Raw genomic sequence first — 25,445 nt, forward strand, 5'->3', positions numbered from 1 at the left:
TAAGTACCCCTGAACCCCAGCAAACACGGTCGGCTCCGCTGCGTCAGGAACGCGAACCCGTGGATCGCGCGGCGTACGGTCACTCGACCGTCACCGGATGCGCGCTCGGTTCCACCGTCGCGCCGCGCAGTCGTCGCAGCACCAGGGTCACGAGCAGCGCGAGGACGGCCATCGCGGCGCTGTACCAGACGACCGCGTCCGGGGCGTCGAAGATGCTGCCGAACAGACCCGCGACGAGCGCACCGACCGACATGCCCGCGACCTCCTGGGCGGACCACAGACCGTTCACCCGGCCCAGCAGCGTGTGCGGCGTGTGCGTCTGGATCAGCGAGTAGCGCAGCACCTCCTGCACGGCCCCGAACACACCGACGATCACGAGCAGCACGACGGTGAGCGCCAGGACGGACGTGAAGCCGACCAGTGCCTGGACGACGAATCCGAGGACCAGGGCGGTGAGCAGCACGCGGCCGGGCCGCACCGAACGGCCGAGCCATCCACTGGTGACCGTGGCCGCGGCGGCGCCGAGCGCGATCGCCGCGTACATGACGCCGATGGCGACCGCATTGCCCTCGAAACGCGCGTCGGCAAAGGCCGGCACGAGCACGAGCACACCGCCGCCGAGCATCGCGACGACGCCGGCGATCATCACCCCGCCGACGACGCGTTCGCGGCGCAGGAAGCCGGTCACCGTCTCCGCGGGTGCGTCGGCGTCGTGCCCAGCGTCCGCCGTCGGTGGGTTCAGCGCCGGCAGGCCCGAGAGCAGGGTGACGGTCACGGCGGTGCCGATCGCGGCCACCCAGTAGTTCCACGCCACCGAGAACGTCGCGATCACGAGACCGCCGAGCGCCGGGGACAGGACGGCTCCCGCGCGGGCGCTGAGCACGTTGAGCGCACCGACGGCGACGAGCTGGTCCTTGGGGACGAGCGTGGGCACGACTGCCAGCAGAGCCGCGATGCTGATCGACCCGATCAGGCCGTTGACGACCGTCAGGGCGATGATCGCCGGCACCGAGGGCGACGACAGACCGGCGTTGACGGCCAGTCCGACGAAGGTGAGACCGGAGACGGTGCGGGCGAACAGGATCAGGAACTTGCGGTTGTAGCGGTCGGCGAGCATGCCGCCGAGCAGCATGCCGCCGATCGCAGCGCCCCCTTCGAGCGCGGAGACCAGACCCACCATCGGCGACGATCCGGTCAGGTCGTAGACCTGGATCGGTACGCCGACCATGAGCATCCCGATACCGAAGATCGAGATGGTGCGAGCGATGAAGATCCGGCGGAAGGCCGCGCTCTCGCGCAGCGGCCGCAGATCGAAGAGGGCGCCGTTGCTCATTGCCGGGCCGTCACTCGGACTTCGCGGCGGCGTCGGCGAGCATCGGAGCGATCTCGTCGGTGGCCCACTTCAGCGACAACGCCGACGGGAAGCCCACGGCGTTCGGCATGCCGGTGTTGCGGGCGAGCGAGACGACCGCGCCGCGCTCGACGGCCGGAAGACGGTTCCACGCCTCGAACTTGGTCAGGTATCCGAGATCGCCGGTGGGCGAGACGACCACGAGCAGGTCGGCGTCGAGCTGCGAGATCTCCTCGTAGGACAGCACACCGCGTCCGTCCGCATCGACCTGCAGTGTGTTCGCGTACTCGCTGAGCTCGAGGCCGAGCGAGTTCAGGAACTGCCCGATGCCGCGGTCGTCGGCGGCGAGCACCGACAGCTGGCCACCGGTGTCGCCGATGATCGCGTTGTAGGTCGCGCCCTCGAGTGCGGGGTACTGCTCCTTGGCGGCGTCGAGATCGACCTCGGCCTGCTCGATGACCTCCTCGGCCTTCTCGGGGATGCCGAGGGCCGAGGCGATCTTGCGGGTGGAGTCCTGCCACGGCTCACCGTTGGCGCGGTAGTCGAAGTGGACGACGGGGAACTGTTCGGCGAGCTGGTCGTAGGTGTTCTGTTCGAGTCCCCAGAAGCCGGTGGAGACGATGATGTCGGGCTGCAGCGCGGCGATCTGCTCGGCGATCACCGTGGCACCGCCGTCCATGTTCAGCAGCGGCGGGACGTCGGCGCCGAGTGCTTCGGCCTCCCACGGCCACACGCCGGTGCCGCCGGTCGCCGCGAGGTTCTGGGCATCGACGGGGAGCGCGAGCGGGGTGACGCCCAACGACAGCAGGATGTCGGCGTCCTGCGGCGACAGCGGCAGGGCGCGGGTCGGGGCCGACTCGACGGTCGTGTCGCCGAACTTGCCGGAGACGGTGACCGGGAACTCGTCGTTCGCCGCCGTCGCGCTGCCGGACGAGCTGCCGCTGTCGGTGTCCGAGCCGCACGCCGTGACACCGACCAGCATGGCGGTGGCGGCGAGGGCGACGCCGATCCGGCGCAGTCGCTTGTGGATCCTCATCGATTCTCCTCTGCTGTAGAACACTTCGTAGGTCCGTCGTCCGGGTGTCCGTTCCCGGCGCCGCGGATCTCGTCCTCGTGGAGGGTCGCGGCGAGTTCGCCGATCGACCCGGCGGTGAAGATCGACTCGGCGTCGATCACGTATCCGGCCGCCCGCAGTCCGCCGAGGATCCGCATCACCGAGATGCTGTCGCATCCGAGTTCGAGCAGATCGTCGTCGACGCCGACCTGCTCGACGCCGGTGACCTCGGAGGCGAGGGCGCACAGCAGCTCTTCGGCCGGTGTGGACGGTGCCCGGTGCGTTCGCGGGGCGAGTTCCGGTCGCGGCAGCGCTGCGCGGTCGATCTTGCCGTTGGCGAGCGTGGGCAGGGCGTCGAGCACGACCGTCGCCGACGGCACCATGTAGTCGGGCAGCACCCGCGCGACCGCGCGTCGCAGCGTCTCGGCGTCGAGGGTGTGCCCGGCGGCCGGGACGACGTAGGCGACGAGACGTGCCGTCGCACCGAGATCGGTGCGGGCGAGCACCACTGCGGTCGCGACGTCCGGTCGCGACGAGAGCACGGTCTCGATCTCGGCCGGTTCGATCCGGTATCCGCGGATCTTGACCTGGTCGTCGCCGCGTCCGCGGTAGCGGATGTGTCCGTCGGGCGTCCACAGGGCCCGGTCACCCGTGCGGTACATGCGGTCTCCGGGGAATTCCGGATCGATCGTGTCCGCGACGAAACGGTCGGCGGTGCGACCCGGGTCGGCGAGATAGCCGCGGGCCAGTCCACGACCGGCGAGGTAGAGCTCGCCCTCCACACCGATCGGCGCGGGACGCATCCACCGGTCGACGATGTAGGCCCGGGTGCCGGCGACCGGTCGGCCCGCAACGGGCGCCTCGGCGTCCGAAGCCCGTGCGACGAGCGCGTCGACGGTGCTCTCGCTCGGCCCGTAGAGGTTGTAGGCGCTCACGCCGTCCAGCCCGCGCAACCGGTCCCACATCGGTTGGGAGACCGCCTCGCCGCCGAAGCCGAGCGAGGCCGGGCACCGTCCGTCGTCCGCGAGTCCGTGATCGAGCAGCTGCGCGAGGTGCGACGGGGTGACCTCGACGAAGTCCCAGCGGGATTCGTGGGCGACGCGGACCATCTCGGCCGGATCGCGCTGGACCTTCTCGTCGACGACGTGCACCGCGTGCCCGTCGAAGAGCCACAGCTGCGGTTGCCAGGACGCGTCGAAGGCGAACGACCACGCGTGGCCGACCCGGAGCCGGTCGCGTCCGGTCCGTGCCTGCGTCGGCGCGTAGAGGTCGGCGCGGTGGCTGTAGAACAGCGCGGTCAGGCCGCGGTGCAGGGCGAGGACCGCCTTGGGTGTGCCGGTGGAGCCGGAGGTGTACACGACGTAGGCCGGGTGGTCGGCGCGCAGCGGTGCGAGCCGGTCGGCGTCGGTCAGCGGGGCGTCGTCGTAGCCGGCGACCCGCGCCGCGAGCGTCTCGTCGTCGAGCGCGAGCACCGGCGCGTCCACCGCGGGCAGCGACGACGCGAGTTCTCGGGTGGTGAGCACGACGGCCGGCTCCGCGGTGCCGAGGATCGTCGCGAGACGCTCGGTGGGAGTGCGCGGTTCGAGCGCGACGTAGGCACCGCCGGAGACGAGCACCGCGAGCATCGCCGCGATCGTGTCGGCCGTGCGGGGCAGCACGAGCGCCACGCGGGTCTCGGGAGCGACACCGTGGTCGACGAGCAGTCGCGCCCACCGGCGGACCAGGGACGCGAGGTCGGCGAAACTCCATTCGAGATCGCCTGCCACGAGCGCGGTCTCGTGCGGGTGACGGGCGACCGCGTCGTCGAACAGGTCCGCGACGGTGACGGCTTCGGCGACCGGTGCCGGTGTGGCCCGCCACTGTTCGAGCCGGGCGCGTTCGTCGGCCGGCAGGACGTCGATGGCGGACAGGCGCCGGTGCGCCTCTCCCCCGGCCAGCGTGCGCAGCACCCGGTCGAGTCCGGCGACGAGACGTTCGACGGTGCCGCGGTCGTACAGGTCGGAGCTGTACTCGACGACGCCGACGAGGGTGTCGGTGCCCACATACTCGACGAGGTCGAACGACAGGTCGAACTTCGAGGTCTCCATCGGGTGCGGTTCGGGGGTGACACCCGCCGTGAGCCCACCCGCACTGCGCGGATCGGGTTCGACGAGATAGACGATCATCACCTGGAACAGCGGGTGCAGGGCGCGCGAGACGGATCGGTCGGAGCCGAGCACCGCGTCGACGACCTGCTCGAAGGGCAGGTCCTGGTGGTCGAACGCCTCGAGGTCGGTGCGGCGGATCCGGTCGAGCAGTTCGGCGACGGTGGGGTCGCCGGACAGGTCGGTGCGCAGCACGAGGGTGTTGAGGAAGAAACCGACGAGATCCTCGAGTTGCGCGTCGCCGCGTCCGGAGACCGGGGTGCCGAGGGGGATGTCCTCGCCGCCGCCGTAGGCGGCGAGCAGCACCGCGACGGCGGCCTGCACGACCATGAACATCGAGAGGTCGTGTGCGCGTGCGAGTTCCCGCAGTGCGCGCACGACCTCCGCGTCGAGCGCGAATGGCACCGCGCCACCGCGATAGGAGGTGCGGGCCGGACGGGTCCGGTCGGTCGGCAGCGGCAGTTCCTCGGGCAGGCCGGCGAGGGCGTCGCGCCAGTAGGCGCGCTGACGCGCGGCGAGCGACTCCGCATCCGCCGGGTCGCCGAGCAGGTCGCGCTGCCACAGCGTGAAGTCGGCGTACTGCACGGCGGGCTGCATCCACTCCGGTGCCTGCCCCACCTCCCGCAGCGCGTAGGCGGTCGCCAGATCGGTGAGCAGCGCCTTGGTCGACCACTCGTCGACGGCGATGTGGTGAATCACCAGCGCCACCACGGTGCCGTCCCCGGCGTCGAGGACCGACAGCCGCACCGGCAGTTCGGCCGACAGATCGAAGCGGTGATCGATCGCCTCGGCCAGCGCATCGTGGACATCGGCCGCGGCGACCGAGCGGTGGTCGACGACCACGCGGACCTCGTCCGGCGCGAGCACCTGCTGGTAGGCCTGTCCGTCCGCGCTCGGGAAGACCGTGCGCAGCGACTCGTGACGCAGGACGACGTCGCGCACGGCCGCTTCGAGTGCCGGGACGTCGACGCGCCCGTGCACCCGCCACGTGACAGGCACGTTGTACACGCCGCCGCGGGCCCCGAGCTGGTCGAGAATCCAGAGGCGTTGCTGCGCGTACGACAGCGGCACCATCGCAGGTCGCGGGTCAGCCGCCACCAGCGCGGGTCGCGGCGACGCCTGCCCGGCGGCCGCGCACCGCTGCGCGAGCGACTCCACCGTCGGGGCGTCGAAGACCGTGCGCAGGGCCAGATCCGCGCCGAGCTCCGAACGGATCGCGTTCACGAGCCGGATCGCAGCGAGGGAATGCCCACCGAGCGCGAAGAAGTCGACGTCGATACCGACCTCGTCGAGTCCCAGTGCGTCGGCGAACAGAGTCGCGATCGTCGCCTCGAGTTCGGTACGCGGCTGCCGTCCGGATCCGGTGTCGAACTCCGGTGCCGAAAGGGCACCGCGATCGAGTTTGCCGTTGAAGGTCGTCGGGACCGCGTCGATCACGAGAACCCGTGCGGGCAGCAGATACTCGGGCACACGTCCGACGAGTGCGTCACGGACCGCCACCGGATCCACCGCGACTTCCGCTGCGGGAACGATATATCCGACGAGCACCGAATCGCCTGCGGGACGGGGTTTGATCGCGGCCACAGCACGGGCGACACCGTCGACGGCATCGAGAGCCGCCTCGAGTTCGCCGAGTTCGATGCGCAGACCGCGCAGCTTGATCTGGTCGTCGCCGCGGCCGAGATATTCGAGGTCGCCGTGGGCGTCCCAGCGTGCGAGGTCGCCGGTGCGGTAGAGCCGGTCGCCGGGATCGCCGTAGGGGTCGGCGACGAACCGCTGGGCGGTGAGCGCCGGGCGCCGCAGGTAGCCCTGCGCAACCTGTACTCCCCCGATGTACAGCTCACCGGGGGTGCCGGCCGGCACGGGGCGCAGATACCGGTCGAGCACGTACAGGCACACGTTCGCGCCCGGCCGCCCGATGACGGAACCGCGGGTAGGCGAACCGATCCGGGCACCCGGGTCGGCGTCGAGGGTCACCTCCACCGCGGCTTCGGTCGGGCCGTACAGGTTGTGGACCTTCACCTGCGGGAGCACCGTCGCCGCGCGTGCGACGGTGCGCGGCGACAGTGCTTCACCGCTGCACACGATGCGGCGCAGGCTCGCGGCGTCCGCGGTGGCGGGCACGGCGAGGGTCTCCTCGAGCATCGACGGCACGAAGTGGGCGACGGTGATGTTCCCGTCGCGCAGCAGGGTCGCCGATTCGACGGGATCGCGGTGCGCGTCGGGTCCGCCGACGACGACGCTCGCACCGTCGACGAACGGCGCGAACAACTCCCACACCGACACGTCGAAGGTCGCGGGTGTGCGCAGCAGCACCCGGTCGTCGGGCGAGGCGGGCAGTTCGCGGCGCACCCATTCGAGCCGGTTCGCCACGGCGCGGTGCGACACGGCGACGCCCTTGGGCAGACCCGTCGACCCCGAGGTGTAGATGACGTAGAGCGGGTGGTCGAGGGTGAGCGGCGCGATCCGGTCGGTGTCGGTGACCGACTCCGGGCTGCGGGCGTCGATGCGGGCACGCACCTCGGTGTCGTCGAGGTCGAGTCGCGGATGCTCGCCGGGCAGTTCGATGTCGCTGCGCGTCAGCACGACTCGCGGATGCGCATCGCCGAGCAGGTACTCGATGCGCGTTTCGGGCAGCGTGGTGTCGATCGGCTGGTAGGCCGCACCGGACTTCACGACGGCGTGGATCGCGACGACCTGCCCCACGGAGCGGGGCACCGCGACCGCGACGATCGCACCCGGACCGGCGCCGAGCGCGACGAGTTCGCGGGCGAGGCGGTTCGAGGCGGCGTCGAGGGCGGCATGGGTGAGGGTGTGGTCGGCCGCGACGAGAGCCGGCCGTTCGGCGTGCTCGGCGGCGCTGCGGGCGAGCACCTCGCTCAGCGGGGCGAGAGCGAAGTCGACGCGCTCGCCGGTGCCGACGGCGAGTTGTCCCGCGGCCTCGTCGGCGTCGAGGATCGCGACGTCGCGGATCCGGGCCGCGGGTGCGCTCGCGACCTGATCGAGCAGAGTGAGCAGCGCGGCGAGAAGCGTGTCGGCCATGGTGGCGTCGAACAGGTCGGTCGCGTACTCGACCGATACGGCGACCTCGCCGGTGTCCGGGGCGTCGACGAAGGTGAGGTTGAGGTCGAACTTGGCGCGGACGTTGCTCAGCGGTTCCCAGCGGGTGGGCACACCGAGCAGGTCGGGCAGCTGCGCGGGGCGCTGCAGGTAGCTCATCATCACCTGGAACAGCGGGTTCCGTCCCTCGACGCGCGGCGGTGCGAGTCGCTCGACGAGCTGCTGGAAGGGCACCTCCTGGTGCGCCATCGCCGCGAGATCGGTCTCGCGCACCCGGTCGAGGAGTTCGGCGAAGGTGGGCTCGCCGGACAGATCGGTGCGCAGCACCAGGGTGTTGACGAAGAAACCGACGAGTTCGTCGAGTGCGGTGTCGGAACGGCCCGAGACGGGGGTGCCGACGACGATGTCGTCGCCCGCGCCGAGCCGGGAGAGCAGTGCCGCGACGGCCGCGTGCAGCGCCATGAACATCGTGCCGCCGCGGGCATCCGCGACCGCGCGCAGGCGGGCGGCGATGTCGGCGGGGACCGTCGCGGTGGTGTTGCCCGCCGCTCCGGTCGGCCGCGCGGGGCGGGGCCGGTCGGTGGGCAGGACGATCTCGTCGGGCAATTGCGCGAGAGTGTCGGTCCAGTAGTCGATCTGGGTGTCGATCCGGCCGGCCTCGATCAGTTCGCGCTGCCACAGCGTGTAGTCGGCGTACTGGACGGGCAGCGGAGACCATTCGGGTGTCACGCCGGCCGACCGGGCTTGGTAGGCGCGGGTGAGGTCGCCGAGCAGCGGCGCATCCGACCATTCGTCGGTCGCGATGTGGTGCAGCACCACTGCGAGGACGTGCCGGTCGGGCGCGACGCGCACCAGCACCACGCGCAGCGGCGGGTCGGTGTGCAGATCGAACGACGCGGTGAGCCGCTCGGTGAGCAGCGCCCGGACGGCATCCTCGGACTCTGTCTCGTGCAGTTCGAAGCGCACGGCCTCGGGCGTAGCCAGGATCCGCTGGTAGGGCGTGCCGTCCTCGGAATCGACGACGGTGCGCAGGCTCTCATGACGTTCCACGACGTCGGCGACCGCCGCGACGAGGGCATCGGCGTCCACCGCGCCGTCGAGGCGTGCGACGTGCGCGTAGTGGTAGGCGAGGCTGTCGTCCTGCAACTGCTGGAGCAGCCACAGGCGTTCCTGGGCGGCCGACAGCGGCACCCGGTCGGGGCGCGTCCGCGCGGTGATCGGCGGGAGCGCCGCTGCGGCGCCGGGGATGCGGCGGGCGAGTTCCTCGACGCTGCGAGCCTCGAACAGGTCGCGGATGGTGACGTCCACACCGAGTTCGGAGCGGATGCGGCCGACGATCCGCATGGCGATCATCGAGTGCCCGCCGAGTTCGAAGAAGTCGTCGTCGGCGCCGACCTCGTCGACCCCGAGGACGTCGGCGAAGACCTCGCACAGGACCTTCTCGGTCTCGGTGCGCGGGGCGCGTCCACCGAGGCCCGTGGCGGCCTGCGGTTCGGGCAGGGCGCGGGTGTCGAGCTTGCCGTTGACGGTCATCGGCACGGAATCGATGAGCTGCACCCCGGCCGGGACCATGTAGTCGGGCAACTGGGCGCGCAGGTGGGCGACGAGCCGCGACGACAGGTCGGACGGGTCACCGTCACCGACCGGAACGGCGTAGGCAGCAAGTCGTTTCGTGCCGGGCACGAGCGGGTCGTCGACGGCGATCACCGCCGCGGTACCGACCTCGGGGTGCTCCTCGAGCACAGCCGCGATCTCGTGCAGTTCGACGCGGTAACCGCGGATCTTGACCTGGTCGTCGACGCGGCCGAGATAGTCGAGGTTGCCGTCGGTGCGGCGGCGCATGAGGTCGCCGGTGCGGTACATGCGGCCACCGGTCGACCACGGATCGGCGACGAAGCGGTCGGAGGTGAGCCCGAAACGGTTCAGATAGCCGCGCGCGAGACCCACACCCGCGATGTACAACTCGCCGACGACACCGTCGACGACGGGTCGCAGCCACGGATCGAGGATGTAGGCGCGGGTCGCGCGGATGGGGACGCCGACCGTGGGGGTCGCGCTGTCGTCGGTGCCGCCACCGAGGGTGTTGATGGTGTACTCGGTGGGGCCGTACAGGTTGTACCCGAGGGTGCCATCGGTCTCGCGCAGGCGAGTCCACACCGAATCCGACACGGCCTCACCGCCGAGCAGAACGAGCGGCGGGCGGTGCTGTCCCGGACCCTCGTCGAGCATGCCGTCCGCGATCAGCTGCGTCGCGTAGGTGGGGGTGACGTTGACGACGTCGATGGCGTGGGTGTTGCAGTACTCGACGAGCGCGGTGGCGTCGCGACGCAGGTCCTCGTCGCAGACGTGCACCTCGTGGCCCTCGACGAGCCAGAGCAGTTCCTCCCACGACATGTCGAAAGCGAACGACACGGTGTGCGCGACCCGCATCCGGCGTCCGTCCACCGACGAGACCACCGGATCGAAGATCTCGTCCTGGTGGTTGCGCTGCATGTTGGTCAGGCCCCGATAGGGGGTGACCACGCCCTTCGGCTTGCCGGTGGACCCCGAGGTGTAGATGACGTAGGCGGGGTGCTCGAGCCGGCCCGGGCGACCCGGGGCGAAGGCACCGAGTTCGGCGTCGGTCAACGGCGCGGTACTCGCGGCGAGGGGCTCGTCCAGACGGATGCTGCGGTCGGCGGGCAGGCCGAGACGGTTCTGCACCGCGGTCGTGGTGAGGAACAGCGCCGGCAGCGCGTCGTCGATGACGGTGCGCAGACGCTCGTCGGGCTGGTCGAGTTCGAGCGGCAGGTAGGCGGCACCGGTGCGCAGGATCGCGAAGAGCGCGACGACGGTGTCGATGCTGCGGGGCAGACCGAGGCACACGATGGTCTCGGGTCCCGCTCCCCCGGCGATGAGGGTGCGGGCGAGCGCTTCGACGCGGCCGGCGAGTTCGCCGTAGGTGCTGCTCTGTTCACCGGAGACGAGGGCGATGCGGTCGGCGTCGGTCGCGGCGCGGGCGATGAGCATCTCGGCGACGGTGACGTCCTCGACCTCGGGGATCTCGGCGCGCAGCCGGGCGTCGGTGACGGTGTGTTCGGCGGCCGTCAGTGCGGGCACGGACGCGACCGGCAGATCGACTCCGCGGGCGACGAAGTCGAGCAGCGCCACGAAGCGGTCGTGCAGGGCCCGGGCACGCGCACCGTCGACGACGTCGGGCCGGTAGTCGATCTTGACGTGCATGGTCCGCCCCGGCGACACGACGATCGCGAGGGGATAGTGCGTGTGGTCGAGGCTGTCCTCGGCGAGGATGTCGTGCCGCGCGGACTGCCGGGCCATCTCGTCGGCGTCCTTGAAGTTCTGCAGTACGAACAGGGTGTCGAACAGTTCGGAATGACCGACGGCGCGGAGGATGTCGCCGAGTCCGAGATACTCGAACTCCATGCGGTCGGCGTACTCGTCCTGCATGCGGCGCAGCAGGTCCGCGACGGTCTCGGCGCCGGACAGGCGCACCCGCACCGGGACGGTGTTGAGGAACATGCCGACCACGCGGTCGAGTCCGACGATCTCGGTGGGCCGCCCGGCGACGGTGGAGCCGAACACGACGTCGGTGCTGCCGGATTCGGCGGCGAGCAGCAGGCCGACGACGGCGTTCATCAACGCGTTGAGGGTGACGCCCGTGCTGCGGGCCCGATCGCGCAGTGTCGCGGTGAGCGTCTCGTCGATGTACGACTCGATGCGCAGCGGCACGATGGCGGCGCGGTCGCGGGTGGATCCGGCGAGCAGCGTGGGCTTGTCGAAACCGGCGAACTCGTCGCGCCAGGCCTGCTCGGCGGCGGCGCGGTCGCGGGCGGCGAGCCACTGCAGGTAGTCGGTGAAACCCGCTTCGGGCGCCGCGATTTCGTCACCGGCGTAGCGGGCGAGCAGTTCGTCGACGAACAGCGCACCGGACCAGCCGTCCCACAGGATGAATTCGCGGTTGACGACGAGACGGTCGATGCCGTCGAGGTGCAGCAGCAGCATGCGCCACAGCGGCGGGGACGCGAGGTCGAACGGCTGCAGCCGATCCTCCTCGATGAGTTTCTCGGCGCGGGCCTGCTGCTCGGCGGGGTCGAGGTCGGTGAGGTCGACCTCGGTGAACGGCACCTCGAGATCCGCCGCGCCGATGAACTGCACCGGATCGGCCAGACCGTCGTCGGTGAAACCGGCACGCACGGTGGGGTTCTCGGCGAGCAGACGTGCGGCGGCGCGGCGCAGGCGCTCGACGTCGAGGCGGTGGCCGAAGTCGAGCGAGAACTGGGCGGTGTAGATGTCCTTCGACGAGTCGAAGACCGACTGGAAGTACAGGCCGCGCTGCAGCGGCGACAGCGGCCAGATGTCCTCGATCCGCACGGGCGCGATCCGTGCGACGCGGTCGATCTCGGTCTGCGTGAGCGTGACGTGCTCGAGATCGGACGGAGTGAGACAGGTCCGCCCCAAAGCTGCGTCGGCGCGGCCGAGGAGATCGTCGAATGCCGCGCGCCATGCCTCGGCGAGCCCGGCCACGAGATCGGGGGCGAGCGCCTCGTCGGCGGTGAGATGCACCGTGGCGCCGCCGGTTCCCCGTTCGACGTGGATATCGAGCAGGTAGTTGCCGATGCGGTCTCCGCCGCTCCGCACGAGCACCTGCGGCTGTCCGAGCGGCGCGAGGGCCGGTCCGGCCTGGACGTTGGCGTAACGCAGCATCGGCCAGCCGATGCCCCGGTCGGGGGCTGCGCGCAGGCGTTCCTTCGCGGTGCGCAGGGCGTCGAGCGGATCGGTGGCGAGCGCCAGCCGCACCGGCGTCGTCCAGTCGAGCGCGCCGACGGTGCGGGTGAGGTCGGCGTCGGGGGCCAGTGCGATGCGGCCGTCGCGGACGATGTCGACGAGCAGTTCACCGTCGCCGCTCTCGCGGGTGTTCGCGACCGCGGCTGCGGTCACCGCGGTCCACACATCGGTCGAGACGCCCGAGACGAGACCGGCCACTGCGGTGGTCGCCATGAAGAATTCGTCGTCGGTCAGGGTGAGGGTCACAGGCGTCCGTGTGCGGCCGGTGGCCACCGCTGCGGCGAACTCGGCACCGGGTGCGACGGTGGTCATCCAGTCGGGAAGCTCGGCGAGTCGCTGCGGGGAGGCGGCCTGCTCGGTGAAGACGCGGGCGTGGGTCGCGGGCGAGGTGGGCACGGGCGGCAGCATGATCTGCGTGCCGCGCCGGACGGCGCGCAGGGCACGGTGCAGGTCGGCGGTGACGATCGACCAGGACGTCTCGTCGACGAGCCCGGCGGGGGCGAGGAAGACCAGTTCCCCGGCGCTCTCGTCCGCAGCGGTGAGCCGCACCGCGGTCAGGACCCGGCCGGCGGTGGCGTCGGGGCGCAGGGGCAGGTCGGCGGTCGCGGTTCCCACCGGCAGGGCGGCGTTCGCGACGAGGGTCCGGACGTCGACGGCGGCGGTGTCGTTCACCGACAGCAGCCACAGCACCGGGGCCGGTGCGGTGAGGGTCGTCCGCAGCGCCGGGTGGTGCTCGACCACGGCGGCGACCGCGGCGAGCACGGCGTCGTCGGTGAGATCCTCCGGAGCCGGGACGCGGTATTCGCGCAGTTCGGCGTCCACGGAGAGTCCGGCGTCGCGGCGTCGCGCGGTGGCCGGCAGCAGCGCGAGCGGTCCGGCGGCGGTGTCCTCGTGGTCGGCCTCGGAGCTGTCGCCGAGGGCTGGCGCCGGGGCGACGTCGAAGGTGCCGAGCGGCGCGTCGAGGTCGTCGAGGATCGCGGCGAGGAAGTCGTCGAGATCGGCGGCGCAGCGCTGCGCGAGCGGTGCGTCGTCGGCATGACCGCGCAGTCCGATCTCGATCGGGTGCCCGGCCTTCTCGAGCACGAGGATGAATTCCAGTTCGCCGACCGGCCCGGAGGACAGCATGTGCGCCTGCGATTCCCGCCCGACCGAGTACCGCGAGGCAGCTGCGGGCATGATGTTCACGCCGACGGTCGGGGGCCGCCAGTCCGGGTCGATCTCGGCGAGTTCGCGACCGAGATCCTCACCGCGGTACCGGCCGTGTTTGAGCAGGCCGAGCAGTTTGCCGTCGATCACCTCGGCGACGTCGGCCAGGCGCGCGTCGTCGGGAACGTCGAAGCGCAGGGGCAGGACGCTGGCGACCATCGCGGGCACGGTGCGCAGTTCGCGGGTGCCGCGCGCGGTCGTGGGCAGGCTGATCACCACGTCACGGCGGCGGGTGGCCCGGGCCAGATAGGTGCCGAGGAGGGCGATGAGCACGGTGGCGGGCCGGGTGCCGTGGGCCTTGGCGTACCGCTCGAGCCGGCCGCGTCCGTCGGTGTCGATGTGCGACCAGGCGACGAGTTCTCCGGGGCTCGACAGGCGACCAGAGCCGAGCAGGCGCGTCACCTGCGGGAGGTCGGCGAGTTCGTCGAGCCAGTAGCGGCGGTCGAGTTCGCGTTGTTCGCTCGCGACGTACTCCTCGTCGACGCGCACGTACCGTTCCAGGGTCCACTCCGTGGCGCGGTCGGGACCCTTGCCCTCGACGTACGCCCTGGTCATCGCGGTGGTCGCGAGACCGATGCCGTAGCCGTCATTCACGATGTGGTGGTACTGCTGGTACAGCCGTACGGTGTCGTCGGAGAGGCGGTGGATGGCAAATCGGAACAGCAGGTCGCGGGCTAGATCTTGCGGTTCGTTCATCGTGGCGCGCATCCAGCGGTCGGACGCCGCGGCCGGGTCGTCCTCGCCGCGGAAGTCGATGACCGGCAGGTCCCACTCGCGGGTCGCGCGCCGGATCTGGACGACATTGCCGTCGGCGTCGACGTCGAAGTTGACGTGCAGGGTCTCGGCGGCGTCGAGGACCGAGTGGATCGCCGTGATCATCCGGTCGATGTCGATGTCGTCACCGATGGTCTCGGTGTACATGCCGGTGTTGTAGAGGTGCCCGGTGGCGTCGAGCTGATGACCGAAATAGATGGTCCGCTGCGCGCGCGTGACGGAATACACCGACTGCATCGAATTTTCTCTCTCCCACGGATGCCGCGACGAACCGCAGGCGCATACCGACTAGCTAATGGTTAGGCTAACCATACTAGGCGCCCGAGGGGGTGCTGAAACCTGCTCCCACCGGCGCGTTCATCGCCGTCGTCCAGGCCTCGGACAGCCCTCGGATCTCCTCGCAGGAAATTCGTCCGTCCGACCGCATCGTGGCTGTGAATATACGACCGCCCGCTTTCTCCTCGATCCGCACCGACAGCTCGAGGGCGCGCCCGCACGGGGTCCGCCGTTCCGTCGGCACCGTGTCGATCCGGACGAGGACGTCGGGCCGGGCCAGTGCCATGAAGGCCGGTGCGGCCTGGGCGTTGAGGTGCCGCAGCAGCGCGTAACCGGACCCGTCCCCGGGCACCCCGTCCACGGCGGCGGCCACACCGGTCGACACCGCGTCCGGATCGTCGGCGACGGGAACCCGCACGGGCACACCGACGGCGAACGGACCCACGGTCCGGGTGCAGTCCGGCTCGCCGTCGGAGAATTCACGTGCGTCGCGTTCGATCTCGACGAGCAAATGTGCCGGCGCGGCCTCGCGGACGCGTCCGACGGCGACTGCCAACGCGGTCACTGCCGCGACAGCGAGGTCCTGTTCACCGGACGGACCGGCGTTGACCTCGACTGCGGCGATCTCGACCGGATCGCCGACGGGGAGCACCGCGGTGCTCAGCGCGGCGCCCGGGGCGAGGACCTGCGCCCAGTGCGCCAGTTCCCCGAGCAGCGCCGGGTCCTGCGCGCGCTCGTTGATGCGGGTCGCGAGTCCCTGCGCGGTGGCTGCGGGAACGGCAACCGGTCCCCCGGTGACCGCCGCAGCCAGGTCGGCGGCGAGCACGCCGACGGAGACACCGTCGGCGACGATCGGGTGGACCGCCACCACGAGTCGACCGGTCTGCCCGGTGGTCAGCCACACGGCCGAGAGCACCGGTCCGGCCTCGGGGTCGAGAGCCTCGGCGGCCTCGGTGCGGGCCTGCTGCTGCGCTGTTGCGAGGTCGGTGGTCTCGACGACCCGTACCGGTACCTCGTCGCCGGCGGGGTGGGTGTCGAGCGACCACAGCACCGAGGCCACGCGGGTGAGCCGCATGCGCAGCGCATCGTGAGCGGCGACCACCGTGCGCACGGCACCCGTCGCCTTCTCCTCGTCCGCCGGGGTGTCGACGGCGAACACGAGTGCGGCTCCGGCCGGCTCTGCACCGATCTCTCGCAGTGCGTGCACGGCCGGCGGCACGGGCACCGGGCCCGGCTCCCGATCGTCCACGAGACCGGCCGGCTGCCCCGCCGTCTCGGCGAAATGAGCAACAGCCGTCTCGGCGAACTGCGCGACGGCGGCGAGACCGGCCGGGGTGCGCCACCGGAAGATCTCCCGCGGGCCGAACTCGATGCCCTTGCGGCGCGCGGCCGTGACGACCTGCATCGAGACGATGCTGTCGCCACCGAGCGCGAAGAAGTCGTCGTCCGGTCCGACGACGTCGAGACGCAGTGCCTCCTCGAACAATTCGCACAGTGCGGCCTCGGCGGGGGTCTCCGGGTCGCGGCGCGTCGTCGCGGTCGGTTGCCGATCGGGAAGTGCCCTGCGATCGAGTTTGCCGTTCGGTCCGAGCGGCAGTACCTCGAGCACGGTCACGGTCACCGGGACCATGTGATCGGGCAGGGAGGTCGCGGCGTGCGCGAGTAGATCGGCCGGTTCGACGGTGCGCCCGGACAGGGGCACCACGTAGCCGGCGAGCATGCCGTCGCGCACCACGACGGCGCTCTGCGCGACGTTCGGATGCGCGACCAGCGTCGCCTCGATCTCCCCGAGTTCGATGCGCAGGCCGCGGAGTTTGACCTGCCCGTCGGCGCGGCCGATGTAGTCGAGTTCGAGGCCCGCGCCCCGGTCGCGCCACCGCACGAGGTCGCCGGTGCGGTAGAGCCGCTCCCCCGCGTCGCTGTAGGGGTCGGCGACGAACCGGCCCGCCGTCAGGCCCGCGCGCCGGTGGTAGCCGCGGGCGAGCTGGACACCGCCGAGATACAACTCGCCGACGACGCCCGGCGCCACGGGCCGGAGCCGCTCGTCGAGGACGAGGGTGCGGGTGTTGTCGATCGGCCGTCCGATCGGGACCCACGGAATGCCCTGCGCCGGAATCGGTGCCGCGGTGACGTCGACGGCCGCCTCGGTGGGGCCGTAGAGGTTGTGCAGTTCGGCGTCGACGAGGGTGTGGAAGCGGTCGCGATGGTCGGCGGTCAGCGCCTCACCACTGCAGATCACCCGGGTCAGGCGCAGTGCCCGGTCCTGCTCGGCGGCGAGCACGTCGAGCAACGCCGCGAGCATCGACGGCACGAAGTGCGCCGTGGTGATCGACTGCCGGGCGATCACATCGCGCAGATAATGCGGGTCGCGGTGACCGTCGGCGGTCGCGACGACGAGCGTGGCGCCGGTGATCAGCGGCCAGAAGAACTCCCACACCGACACGTCGAATCCGGACGGGGTCTTCTGCAGCACCCGATCCTCGGCGGTGAGACCGTATTCGTCCTGCATCCACCGCAGCCGGTTGGCCACGGCGCGATGGCCGACGACGACACCCTTCGGGGTTCCGGTGGATCCGGAGGTGTAGAGCACGTACGCCGCGCAGTCGAGGGGCATCACGGTCGGTGCTGCGACCGGATCTGCGGGATCGGTTCCGACGGAACCGGATTCGTCGACCTCGAGCACCGGCACACCGGAGTCGAAGGTCATCGCCACACCGGCGGCCGCCACGACCGCGACGGGCTGCGCGTCGGAGAGCATGTACGCGAGTCGCTCGGCGGGATAGTTCTCGTCGAGCGGCAGATAGGCCGCACCGACGCGGTGGATCGCAAGGAGGGCGATCACGAGAGCGGTGCTGCGCGGAATCGCCACGGCCACGACGGCATCCATTCCTACTCCGGGAACGGCACGCAGATGCCCGGCCAGAGCGGCGACGGCACGGTCGAGTTCGGCGTAGGTCCACCGCCGTCCGGTGGCGTCGTCGACGAGCGCGAGGGCATCCGGTGTCGCAGCGACCTGCTGCGAGAACAGCTCGGGGACCGTGCGATCGGGACCGTCGTCTCGGACCGTGCCGATCTCCACTGCCACCAATGCCTTCCGGTCGTCGACGGTGAGCACGCTCAACTGCGACAGCGAGGCGTCCGGATTCGCCGCGATCTCCGCCAACAGAGCCGTGAGTCGCTGCACGAATCCGTCTACGGTGCCGCGGTCGAACAGGTCGGTCGCGTACTCGATGCGACCGCGGATCCCGCCGTCGTCGGTCTCGGCGAGGTCGAAGGTCAGGTCGAACTTCGACGTGCCGGTCTCGACGAAGACCGGTTCGGCGTCGAGTCCGGGCATGCGGATCTCGTCGAGGCGGTCGCGGTACTGCACCATGATCTGGAACAGCGGCTGGCGTGCGAGCGACCGTGCCGGGGCGAGTCGTTCGACGAGCACCTCGAACGGCAGGTCCTGGTGAGCATAGGCGTCGAGGTCCACCTCCCGGACCTGCGTGAGCAGGTCGCGGACGGTGGGGTCGCCGGACAGATCGGTGCGCAGCACGAGCGTGTTGACGAAGAAGCCGACGATCCGGTCGAGGGCGGCGTCGGGACGACCCGCGACGGGAGTGCCGAGGACGATGTCGTCCCCGGCGCCGTGCGCGCGCAGCAGTACTGCGACGACCGCGTGGGTGAGCATGAACATCGTCGCGCCGGATTCGGCGGCGATGTCGGCGAGTGCTTCCCGGGTGCGCGGGTCGACGGTGAACGGGACCGCGCCGCCGCGGTAACTGCTGACGGCCCCGCGCGGCCGGTCGTGCGGAACGGCGAGTTCCTCGGGTGCGCCGTCGAGGACGCGTGCCCAGTACTCGGTCTGGACCTCACGCAGAGACTCGTCCCCGGTACCGAGACGTTCGTCCTGCCAGAGAGTGAAGTCCCGGTACTGCACCGGTAGCGGCGCAGGCGCGGGTGCCCCGGTGGTCAGGTGCGCGTACCAGGCGGACAGGTCGGCGACGAGCGGCGTGGCGGACCACTCGTCGGCGGCGATGTGGTGCACGAGCACCAACAGGCGCGCGTCGTCGGGAGCGGTGCGCACGAGCGTCGCGCGGATCGGCAGGTCGTGGGCGAGATCGAACGGACGGCCCGCCTCCTCGGTGAGCAGCACGTCGAGATCCGCCGGGGCGGCGTCGACGATCCGCAGGTCGACGGTGCAGTCCTCGGCGGGCAGCACCCGCTGGTAGCCGATCTGCTCGACGTCGCCCTCGTCCGGCTCGGTGAACACCGTGCGCAGCGTGTCGTGCCCGGCGATCAGGTGCTGCAGGGCACCCCGCAGAGCGTCGACGTCGAGCGCGCCGCGCAGCCGCATCGTGTACGGGATGTTGTAGGTCGCCGACGCGCCCTCGAGGCGGAAGAGGAACCACAGCCGGCGCTGCGCCGCCGACATCGGGACGAGATCGGCGTGGTCGCGGCGCACGAGTTCGGGTCCGACGGCGGTGGCCGGGACCGTCGCCGCGAGTCGCGCGGGGGTGCGCAGATCGAAGATGTCGCGGATCGACGGGTTCCGGCCGGTGCGCATGCGCAGCGCCGCGGACAGACGTGTCGCGAGGAGCGAATTGCCGCCGAGGGCGAAAAAGTCGTCGTCGGGGCCCACCTGGCGGACACCGAGGAGTTCGGCGAGCACCTCGCACACGGCGCGTTCGTCATCGGTGGCCTCGCGTGTGCTGTGACTCCGGGCGGGATCGGGCAGGGACGCGCGGTCGACCTTGCCGTTGGGCAGGGTCGGCATGGCGTCGAGCACGACGAAGACCGCGGGAATCATGTAGTCCGGCACCACGGTCCGCAGATGGTCCTGCAGGTCGATGGCCGCCGGACGCGGCGCGGCCGGATCGGCGACGACGTAACCGACGAGCAGATCGGTCCCGGACGCCGACGGGCGCACGGTGACGAGGGCCGCGGTCACCGCCGGGTGCCGCAGCAATGTGGCTTCGACCTCGCCGGGTTCGATGCGGAAACCGCGCAGGCTCAGCTGGTGGTCGGCGCGCGAGACGAACTCGAGTTCTCCGGAGGCGTTGCGCCGCAACAGGTCCCCGGTGCGGAAGAGCCGGGTGCCGCTGCCGGTGGGGTCGGCGACGAACCGCGCCGCGGTCAGATCCGGGCGGCCGAGATAGCCGCGGGCGGACTGCACTCCCCCGACGTAGAGTTCGCCGGTCACCCCGTCCGGGACGGGACGCAGGTGCCGGTCGAGGATGCGCGCGGTCACGCCGTCGACTGGGGCACCGATGCGGACGCGGTCGACGTCGGAGCCCGGCGCCGTCCAGATCGTGACGTCGCCGGCGACCTCCGATGAACCGTACGAGTTGATCACCCGTGCGCCCGGCAGTGCCGCGATCACGCTCGTGCCGAGGGGTTCTCCACTGAGGAACCACGTGTCGACGAGTTCCGCGGCCTCGGGGCGCAGGGCGGCGAGGGTCTCGGCGAGGCTCGGCACCGCGGTGAGCATCCGGACGCGGTGCCGGACGACGAGATCGGCGAGGGCCTCGGCGTCACGGGAGGCGGCGTCGTCGGCGAGGACCATCGTCGCACCGGAGAGCAGACCGGCGAACAGCTCGGTGGATCCGTCGATGAAGCTCAGCGAGCTCTTGGCCAGGCGCACGTCGTCGCCGGCCGGGCGGACGCGTGCCGCCTGCCAGACCAACCGGTTCGCCAGCGCCGCAGCGGTTCCGACGACACCCTTGGGCACACCCGTCGAACCGGAGGTGTATACGACGTACGACCCGTCCGCCGGATGCAGCGGGCGGCTGCGGTCGAGGTCGGTGATCGGTGCGTCCGAGTGGCCTTGCGCCGCTTCGGCCAGTGCGGCGAGGGTCAGCTCCGGTGCCTCTCCGGGCACGGCGCCTTCCGTATCCACAAGCACGAGATCGGGTGCGGCGTCGGTGAGCATGAACTCGATGCGCGCCGGCGGGTACGACAGGTCGACGGGCAGGTAGGCGGCACCGGAGACCACGACGGCGGCCAGCGCCACCACGGCGGCGTCGGACCGTGCCGCCGCGACCGCGACGACACTGCCGGGCCCGACACCCCGTTCGGCGAGTGCGCGAGCCGAACGGTGCACGCGCGCCCCGAATTCCCGATAGCTCGACGTCTCGGTGCCGAACACGAGCGCCGGGTGATCCGGGCGGGCGGCGAAGGCCGCCGCGAGCAGGTCCGGCAGCAGCTGCGTGGTGGCGGGCACCGTCGCGACGGTGTCGGCGGCGCGCTCTTCGTCGGTGCGCACGTCGATCGATGAGAGGTGTCGCGGTTCGGGGTCGGCGAAGGCCGCGAGCACCGACAGCAGACGCTGCCCGAGGGTCCGTACGCTCGTACGGTCGTAGAGGTCCTCGGCGTACTCGAAGCGGATCGACAGGCCGTCGGCCGCGTCGACGAAGTCGACGGTGAGATCGAACTTCGACGTGTCGGTGGACAGATACGACACGGTCGCGGTGGTGTCGCCGATCTGCGGGACGACCGGTTCGGTGCGGTACTGCACCACCGTCTGGAAGAGCGGGTGCCGCGCGAGCGACGGGGTGAGACCGACGGCGTCGACCACCTCGTCGAAGGGCACCTCCTGGTGGGCCAGGGCGGCGAGGTCGGCGTGCCGTACGCGCGTCAGAATCTCGGCGGTATCGGGATCGCCGGACAGATCGGTGCGCAGGGCGATGGTGTCGACGAAGAATCCGACGACGTCCTCGAGTCCGCTGTCGGCGCGACCCGCGACGGGCGCGCCGAGCACGATGTCGTCGCCCGCCCCGAGCGCGGTGAACAGGACGGCCACGGCGGCGTGGGTGAGCATGAACATGCTCGTCCCGGAACGGGAACACGTACCCCGCAGGGCCGCAGACAGTTCCGAATCCACCTGCACGTGCACCTCGCCACCGCGGTGGTTCGGCACCGCGGGTCGCGGACGGTCGTGTGGCAGGGCGAGTTCCTCCGGTGCTCCGGCAAGGGTGGAGCACCAGAACGCGAGGTCGCGGTCGCGGAGCACGGCGGCGGCGGGGTCGTCGGCGAGACCACGCTGCCACACCGCGAAGTCCGCGTACTGGGGACGCGGCGCGTCGTCGGGCACACGACCCGCCGAGAGATCGGCGTAGGCGGCGGCGAGGTCGGCGAAGACCGTCTCGGCCGACCACTCGTCGCCGGCGATGTGATGCACGACGAGCAGCAGCACCGCGTCATCCGGTGCGCGTCGCACGAGATGCGCACGGAACGGACGGTCTTGTCCGAGGTCGAAGGATGCCCGCGCGGCCGCGTCGAGAAGTGCCGTGGCATTCCCGTCGCGCGCCTCCGCGACCTGCAGGACCGTCGACGGCGTGTCGGCGACGACCTGCACGGGCTCACCGTCGACGACGTCGACGACGGTGCGCAGCACCTCGTGCCGGGCGACGACGTGCACCAGCGCACGGTCGAGCAGGACGGCGTCGAGCCGGCCGCGCAGTTCGAGGGCGAAGGGGATGTTGTAGGTCGGCGACGGTCCCTGGGCACGGTCGAGGAACCACAGGCGCTGCTGGGCCGACGACAGCGGGATCCGCGCCGGTCGCGGTCCTGCAACGAAGCGGGGACGTGCCGGGCTCGCGCCGTCGACCACCACGGCCAATTCGGCCACGGTGGGAGCGTCGAAGACGTCGCGCAGCGACACCTCGACGTCCAGCGCCGAGCGGATCCGGGCGACGAGACGGGTGGCGGACAGCGACGTTCCGCCGAGGGTGAAGAAGTCGGCCTCGACACCGACGGCCGGGAGTCCGAGCAGGTCGGCGAAGACACCGGCGAGGGTGTGTTCGGTGGCGGTCTCGGGATCGCGACCGGTGTCGGGGGCGCCGATCTCCGGGGTGGGCAGTGCCTTGCGGTCGACCTTGAGGTTCGCGGTGAGCGGGAACTCGTCGAGCACGACCGTCAGCGACGGCACCATGTACTCGGGCAGACGTGTGCGGAGGAAGTCGTGCAGTGCTGCGGTGTCGACGTCGGTGCCGGTCACGTAGCCCACGAGGCGGGCCGCACCGGTGGCGTCGGGCCGGGCGACCACGACGGCCTGCGCCACGCCGGCGAATTGCGCTGCGGCGGTCTCGATCTCACCGAGTTCGATGCGGTGTCCGCGGACCTTGACCTGGTCGTCGCCGCGTCCGAGATACTGCAGGGTGCCGTCGGCGGTCCAGCGCACGAGATCGCCCGTGCGGTACATCCGGCCGGCGCCGAAGGGATCGGCGACGAAGCGGGCCGCGGTGAGGTCGGGGCGGCCGCGGTAGCCGCGCGCGAGCTGCTGCCCCACGACGTACAGCTCACCGGCCGCGCCGACCGGCACGGGCTGCAACTGCCGGTCGAGCACGCGCACACCGGTTCCCGGATAGGGGCGGCCCACCGACCCGGTCCACGGCAGATCCGGCGCGACCGGAGCGGAGGTGCACCACACCGTCGCCTCGGTGGGGCCGTACATGTTGACGACCGAACACGCTCGCGCAGCGAGGGTTCCGGCCAGGACGGCGGGCAGGCCCTCGCCGCCCACAAGCACGCCCGTACCGGCGAGATCCAGACCGTCGTGTTCGACGATCGCGCCCCACAGCGACGGGGTGGCCTGGATGCAGTCCACCGACTCGGTGGCGGCGAGCGCGGCCAGGGCCGCCGGATCGCGCGCCTCGTCGTCGCCCGCGAGCACGACGGCCCCGCCGCGGCACAGCGGCACGATCAGTTCGAGCACCGAGATGTCGAACGACAGGGTGGTCAGGGCGAGAAGCCGAGTGTGCGTGCCGATTCCGGCGAGATCGGTCGCGGCGTCGACGAAGCGGGCGAGTGCGCCGCGCGAGAGCACGACACCCTTCGGCCGGCCGGTCGAACCCGAGGTGTAGATGACATATGCCGACTGGTCGGGCACGACTCGCTCGGAAGGCGTGGTGCCGACGGGGACGTCGCCGCGCCAGTGCAGGACGCCGTCACGGAAGACCGCCGTGGCGTCCGGGGTCGATGCACCGAGACGGTCGGCGAAGTCGTCGGTGGTGAGCAGGATCGCCGGTCGCGCGTCGTCGAGCATGTACTCGAGTCGCTCGGCGGGGAAGGCGGGATCGAGCGGCAGGTACGCCGCGCCCGTCCGCAGCACGGCGAGGAGCGCGACCACCATGTCGGCGGTGCGTGGCAGGGCGAGCGCGACCGTCACCTCGCACCGCGCACCAGCCCGTGCGAGTTCGCCTGCGACGGCACCGATGCGCGCGTCGAGTTCGGCGTAGGTGAGACGGTCGGCGCCCGCGACGAGCGCGGGTGCGGCACCGGCGGCGGCCACCTGCGCGTCGAACAGATCCATCGCGTCGGGCGCGACAGACTCGGATACGATTCCGTGCCAACGGGATTCGAGATCGGCGCGGAAATCCGGGTTCAGCAGGTCGGCGTGGGCGAGAGGACGTTCGTCCGCGTCCTCCCGGGCGGCGAAGGTGAGCAGTCGCGCGATGGCCGCGGCGTGACCGGCGACCTCCTCGGCGGTGTACCGGTCGGCGTCGGCGTCGAGGGTCAGTTCGAGTGCGCGGGTGCTGTCGACACGACGGGCGACCACCGCGAGGTCGTGGACGGGACCGCGCGCGAGCGAGTGCACGGTGGCGGTCGCGTCGCCGAATCGCACGGTGTCGCCGAACGGCTTGATGTTGACCGTCGGGCCCACCGGACCGGGACTGGTCGCGGGCAGACGCAGGTCGCGGTGGATGTCCTCGCCCCGGTAGCGACTGTGGCGTCCCTGCGCAGCGACGGTGGCGCGCACGTCGGCGGCGAGCGCCGCGAGACTCGCCTCCGGAGCGACCTCGATGCGGAGGGGCACGACATTGACGGCGGTGGTGAGCACCTTCGCGGCGACGCTGCCCATCCGGTTCATGGCCGGGAACCCGAGCACCACGTCGCGGACCGCGGTGACCCGGCCGAGATAGGCGGCGGTCGCGGCGGTGACGAGGTCGGGCCAGCCCACCCCGGCGCGGCGTGCCGCTACGTCGAGCGCCTCGGCGACGTCCCCGGGGACCTGCACCGATTCGGTGACCACCGCGCGGGCGAGCGAGGACGCGGCCGGCACCGCGGTCTCCGCGAGGCCGAGCGCGTCGGGTGCACCATGCAGCGTCTCGGTCCAGAAGTCGCGGTCGGCGACGATGCGCTCGCCGCTGCGGTACTCCTCGTCCTCGGCGACGACCTGCTCGACGGAGCCGAAGGTCGCGGGCGGGACGTCCTCGCCGCGCACGAGTGCGGTGTACACGGCGACGATGCGGCGTTCGACCAGGCTGTAGCCGTAGACGTCGAGCAAGGCGTGGTGGGCGCGCAGGAACAGCAGGACACGGTCCGGTCCGAGGACGAACACCCGGGCGCCGATGCCGGCTTCGGCCGTCGGATCCATCGGCACGCGCAGGATCGCGCGCATCGTGTCGACGGCCGTCCGCCGCGGATCGGCGTCGGCGGTGAGGTCGGTGACCTCGATCTCCGGCGCCGGATGGGCACCGGGGAACTGGACGGGCACCTCGTCGACGACGGCGATCCGGGCGCGCAGTCCGGCGGATTCGTCGAAGACCGTGTGGACGGCGCGGGCGAGCACGTCCGGATCCATGGCGCCGTCGATCTCGAGGAAGTGCCCGGTGACGAGTGTCGCGTTCGAGGGGTCGATCGTCTGCGCGAACCACATTCCCGCCTGGGCAGCGGTCAACGGCAGAGGCACGATCGATTCCACGGGTACTCCTCGGCATTCCTGGACCCGCCCCCTCGGATCCGCCCCTCCGTCCGGATATAGTTAGGGCCGCCTAACCATACCAGCAGCGACGCGCCCGCCCGAATTGTC

General features: G+C 71.3%; 4 protein-coding genes. All 4 read right to left on the minus strand.

Annotation, left to right across the window (positions count from 1 at the left end; translation table 11 throughout):
• Positions 1–79: 79 nt before the first annotated feature.
• On the minus strand, positions 80–1,333 hold the full coding sequence (gene entS, locus K3M35_RS04805; protein WP_217580052.1) for an enterobactin transporter EntS: 1,254 nt from the start codon (positions 1,331–1,333) through the stop codon (positions 80–82).
• 10 nt (positions 1,334–1,343) lie between these two features.
• On the minus strand, positions 1,344–2,387 hold the full coding sequence (locus K3M35_RS04810) for an ABC transporter substrate-binding protein (protein ID WP_094980837.1): 1,044 nt from the start codon (positions 2,385–2,387) through the stop codon (positions 1,344–1,346).
• Entirely contained in the window at positions 2,384–14,611 is a 12,228-nt protein-coding gene (locus K3M35_RS04815; protein ID WP_220666050.1) for a non-ribosomal peptide synthetase, read from the minus strand. Before K3M35_RS04815 ends, K3M35_RS04810 begins: the two co-directional genes overlap by 4 nt.
• Before the next feature lie 76 nt (positions 14,612–14,687).
• Positions 14,688–25,337: a non-ribosomal peptide synthetase gene (locus K3M35_RS04820; RefSeq protein ID WP_220666051.1), complete on the minus strand. Its 10,650-nt coding sequence runs from the start codon at positions 25,335–25,337 to the stop codon at positions 14,688–14,690.
• Positions 25,338–25,445 lie beyond the last annotated feature (108 nt).

This window comes from Rhodococcus sp. DMU2021, assembly GCF_019641445.1.
GTDB classification, from domain to species: Bacteria; Actinomycetota; Actinomycetes; order Mycobacteriales; family Mycobacteriaceae; genus Rhodococcus; species Rhodococcus pyridinivorans.